At 70.0% G+C, this 4,138-nt stretch carries 4 protein-coding genes and 1 pseudogene; 1 reads left to right on the forward strand and 4 read right to left on the reverse strand.

Annotated elements, in window-relative coordinates:
* Window positions 1-155: 155 nt before the first annotated feature.
* Together WA805_RS24140 and WA805_RS24145 are read right to left on the reverse strand one after the other, a co-directional pair.
* On the reverse strand, window positions 156-980 hold the full coding sequence (locus WA805_RS24140) for a hypothetical protein (RefSeq protein WP_425243474.1): 825 nt from the start codon (window positions 978-980) through the stop codon (window positions 156-158).
* A 56-nt stretch (window positions 981-1,036) separates the two neighbouring features.
* Complete coding sequence (locus WA805_RS24145; RefSeq protein ID WP_425243475.1) at window positions 1,037-1,807, reverse strand: class I SAM-dependent methyltransferase; 771 nt, start codon at window positions 1,805-1,807, stop codon at window positions 1,037-1,039.
* Window positions 1,808-1,950: 143 nt separating this feature from the next.
* On the opposite strand from WA805_RS24145, the gene WA805_RS24150 reads away from it, so the two are divergent.
* Window positions 1,951-2,616, forward strand: coding sequence for an MBL fold metallo-hydrolase (locus tag WA805_RS24150; protein ID WP_422284280.1), 666 nt, complete (start codon window positions 1,951-1,953; stop codon window positions 2,614-2,616).
* Here the strand turns inward: WA805_RS24150 and WA805_RS24155 are convergent.
* Together WA805_RS24155 and WA805_RS24160 are read right to left on the reverse strand one after the other, a co-directional pair.
* Window positions 2,602-3,432 (reverse strand): alpha/beta fold hydrolase, encoded by an 831-nt coding sequence (locus WA805_RS24155; protein WP_425243476.1) that lies wholly within the window; start codon window positions 3,430-3,432, stop codon window positions 2,602-2,604. The genes WA805_RS24150 and WA805_RS24155 overlap by 15 nt on opposite strands.
* A gap of 161 nt (window positions 3,433-3,593) precedes the next feature.
* Window positions 3,594-4,138 (reverse strand): annotated as a pseudogene (locus WA805_RS24160) (mannose-6-phosphate isomerase, class I); the annotation flags it as partial.

Here is a 4,138-nt window from a genome sequence, read left to right on the forward strand (position 1 = left end):
GCCGACTTCCCAGTCGGTGATCTGCCGCTGCTGCTCCGCAGAGAATTGCCTCGGCAGGAGCTGAAAGGCGATGCCCGTCAGCGCCACGGCGAGCCCCGCCACGCCGAGAACGAGCGGGGCGATCGCCGCCAACCAGCGCTGGCTGCCGCGCCGGGCTAGCATCCCGGCGTCCCTGGGCACGTCGGCGGCGGCACGGACTTGCCGACCTCGGACGCGACCGCCTGCGCCACGCCCGCGCCCGCGAAGGTCATTTCCGAGTCCGCGTAGTGGTCCGCGCTAACCGGCACGCTCGGCCGGCCGTCGGTGTACCCGATCGCGTAGAAGACGAGGTACGGGCCGGCGGCAAAGCTGGCGGAAAGCTGCCGGCGGGAGTCGGTGAACAAGGCGGCGGGGCTGCCCGCCACCGGCACCGTCCGCACTCCGGCGCCATTGCTGCCGCCGACGACGCCAGCCAGTTCCCGCTTCGCGGCGTTGACCTGGGCCGACCCAGGCATGGCAGCGACGCCCACAGTGATCACGTAGGTGTCGGTCCCGTCGACGTAGGTGGCCCGCAGCATCGCCTCGCAGCCATGACGGGCGAGCACGGCGCCCACGGCTGCCGGGTCCGTGGCCGCCGCGCAGCTGGCCTGGCTGGCGATGCCGATCCGGTCGGCGGTCAGCTGCAGGTTGAGGTCGACGCCCAGCGCCGAGGACAATTCGTAGTGCAGCGACGCGGGGAAAATCGTTCCGGCGGGCATCGTCCGCCAGCGCTTGCCGACTTCCCAGTCGGTGATCTGCCGCTGCTGCTCCGCAGAGAATTGCCTCGGCAGGAGCTGAAAGGCGATGCCCGTCAGCGCCACGGCGAGCCCCGCGACGCCGAGAACGAGCGCGGCGATCGCCGCGAACCAGCGCTGGCTGCCGCGCCGTGCCCGGTTGGGCGGCTGGCCCCCGTACGACGGGGCCGCGTGCCGCCATGGCCTACCGCCGTACTCCGTTGCCACATGCAAATGGTAGAGCTTGCACCGACTCCGCCGTCCTGGTGAAACCGTATTGATGATTACCCTAACTTTTCGGTGACCCGTGACCCGGCGCGTTCCACTCGCCAGCACCAGGAGCGCATCGGCATCTCGATGACCTCAGCGCCTCCCGTCTGTCTCAGCAGGGCCGCACGGCACCGGTCGAGCCCGGCCGCCCGGTCCGCCGCGGAGGCGGTGATGAACGAGCTGTTCGTCGCCAGCCACTCGACCACATCGTCGACCGCCAGCGTGCGCGTGAAGCGGAACGACGCCGCCGCCGCGGCGCCGAACTCCGCGCCGTCCGGCAGCGTCACCGAGTGTTCTTTTCCCAGCCTGGCGCGCACGTCGTCCCGCGTCCGCGGCGTGCCGGCGCGCGCGGGGGCGTCGATGCCGGGGAGCCGGAGCAGGTCGAGCTCGGCCACCCAGTCCTCCCGCCGGTCCCTGCTGGTCCAGACGACGCCAAGCCGGCCGCCAGGCCGCAGCACCCGGGCGATCTCTGGAACCGCCCGGCCCGGGTCCAGCCAGTGCCAGGCGGTCGACACGAACACCGCGTCCGCGCACCCGTCCGGCAGCGGCATCTGCTCGCCCCAGCCCGCGAGCACGCGCACTCCCGGCGACCGCTGCGCGAGCACGGCCCGCATCCGCTCGTCAGGCTCGATGGCCACCACCTGCGTCGCCCGGCCGGTCAGCGCGCGGGTGAACAGGCCGGTTCCCGCCGCCACGTCCACCGCCAGCCCGCAGTCCTGGGGCAGCAGCCAGTCCAGCGCCTCGGGGGCCGGCCCGGGCCGGACGCGATCGTAGCTTTCCGCCACGCTTCCGAACGAAGTGGCTCTTTCTCTGTTAAAAGTCACAAATCATTATCCTGAACGGGCCCGTGGTTCCTCTCCCCGCCACCCCCTCCTGTGGCCGGCGTGGTGACTGTACCGTCAGACGTGTACGTTGCCAGGATCGGTTGATGTCACCCAAGGGAGCCAGCACGGTGAAGCTGACTAAGCACGAGCACGCCTGCGTCGTCCTCGAGAAGGACGGCGCCACGTTTGTCATCGACCCCGGTGTGTTCTCGCCGAACGCGGCGGACATCATCGCCGGCGCCGACGCGGTCCTGCTCACGCACGAGCACGCCGACCACGTGCACGAGGGCGCCCTCAGCGCGGCGCTCGGGGCCCGGCCGGAGCTGCCGGTGTACGCGCCCGCCGCGATGGTCGGCATGTTCAGCGCGCACGCCGGGCAGTTCACGCCGGTCGGCGCGGGCGACGAGTTCACAATCGGCGATTTCACGATCTCCGTGCACGGCACCGACCACGCGATCATCCACCCCGACATCCCTACGATCGCGAACGTCGGGTACCTGATCGACGAGTCCGTGTACCACCCTGGCGACGCGTACTTCGTGCCCGCGGCGAGCGTGACGACGCTGCTGCTGCCGACCAGCGGCCCGTGGATGAAGCTCGGTGAGGCGGCCGACTACGTCCGCGCGGTCCGTCCCGAGCACATGGTGTCGATCCACGACCTGCTGCTCAGCGAGACGGGAAAGATGATCAACAGCCAGTTCCTCGGCGAGCAGGGTCTCACGGGCATCCCGCTCACCCAGGTCGACCTCGGGAACTCAATCACCCTCTGACGTCGCGGCCGGCGCGCCGAGCGGCGCGCCGGTGCGCGCGCTGTGGACGACCTCGCAGATGGCGCTGGTGACGAGTGCGGGGTCGCACTCGTTCAGGTAATGCTCGGGGCTCTCGGACACCACATGCCGGCTGTTCGCGGAGAGCCGGGCCAGGTCCTGCTGCAGTTCGTACCAGCCGAGCCAGAGCCGGCCTGGCCGGGTCTCGCTGACGGGGCCGCGGGTCAGGACGATCAGCGGCCGCTCGCCGAGGCCGCCGCTGGCGAGCGCCTGGTCGGCGGCGCTCAGCCGCTTGAACATGCGGAACTCCGTGACGCACGACCGGCGATCGCCGCCGCCCCGCCATTCCCGTGACCGCACGATCATCTGCGGCATGGTAAGGGCCGCTAGCACGCGGTCCCTCGGAGAAAGGTACTTCGGTATTAGTTTCCGCTGCGTCTCGTGGCTGGAGTCCACGAGCACCATCCCTGCTATCCGCTCGATGTGCAGCGCGGCATAGGTGCGCAGGTAAATTCCGCCGATCGAGTGGCCGACCAGGACGAGCGGACCGGTGACGCCCACCGCCTTGAGGACGCCGTGCAGGTCGTCCGCTATCTCGCGCGGGCGCCGGCCGTCCCGCGCGGGACTGCTCGCCCCGTAAGGCGCCCTGTTGTAGGTTACGACGGTCGTGTCCTGGGCTATCGTCATCGCTATGTTCCGCCAGGCGGCCGCGTAACCGCCGAGCGAAGGCTCTACGACAACCGCGGGCTCGCCGCTCCCGAACACGGTCGTTTCAAGCCGATGACGCCCTACCTGGACCATTGTTGTGTCGCCGTCCATGCCGCCCCACCCAAGAACAGTTCCCCAAGCAATACCGGTGCCCGGCTATACGTTAACTGTTCTGCTTTCCGGCGACTAGATTCATTTGCATAAAACTCTTGCGCATGTGCATTAATTGCAATTCTATTTGCACGTGCAAATAGAATTGCAATTAATCTCTGTCAGCAGTTAATGCCGCTCTCGGCGAGGAAGATGACCGCCTGGCCCGAGGCGGTGACCGCGCCGTCCGCCGCGGGCAGGAAGCACGACTCGCCGCGGCTGACCGTCAGCTCGCTGCCCGCCGCCGACCGCAATGTCGCGCTTCCCCCGGCGCACAGCACCAGGCGGGGCCCGCCGCCGGGCAGGGCGACCGTGGCGGCGGACAGCTCGGCCAGGTACAGCCGGAACTCGGGCGCCGGGGAGTCGTAGGCGAACACGCCGTCGCCGAGCGGGCGCGGCTCGATGACCGGCACCGGGACCGTGGGGTCGGTGAGCCTCAGCAGTTCGGGCACGTCGATGTGCTTGCCGGTAAGCCCGGCCCGGACCACGTTGTCCGAGTTCGCGAGCAGTTCCACGCCGGTGCCGTGCAGGTAGGAGTGCAGGCCGCCTGCGGGCAGGAACACCGCCTGGCCTGGCCGCAGCACCGCGTGCCGCAGCAGCAGCGCCGCCACGACGCCAAGGTCGCCGGGGTGCTCGGCGCCGAGCCGGACGATCGCCTGGGCGGCCG

The sequence above is a fragment of the Trebonia sp. genome (genome assembly GCF_049794275.1).
GTDB lineage: Bacteria > Actinomycetota > Actinomycetes > Streptosporangiales > Streptosporangiaceae > Trebonia.

Bases quoted from the DNA above. Each gene is read 5' to 3' on its own strand.
- WA805_RS24155 (WP_425243476.1), bottom strand. From the start codon at position 3,432: ATGGACGGCGACACAACAATGGTCCAGGTAGGGCGTCATCGGCTTGAA.
- WA805_RS24150 (WP_422284280.1), top strand. From the start codon at position 1,951: ATGTCACCCAAGGGAGCCAGCACGGTGAAGCTGACTAAGCACGAGCAC.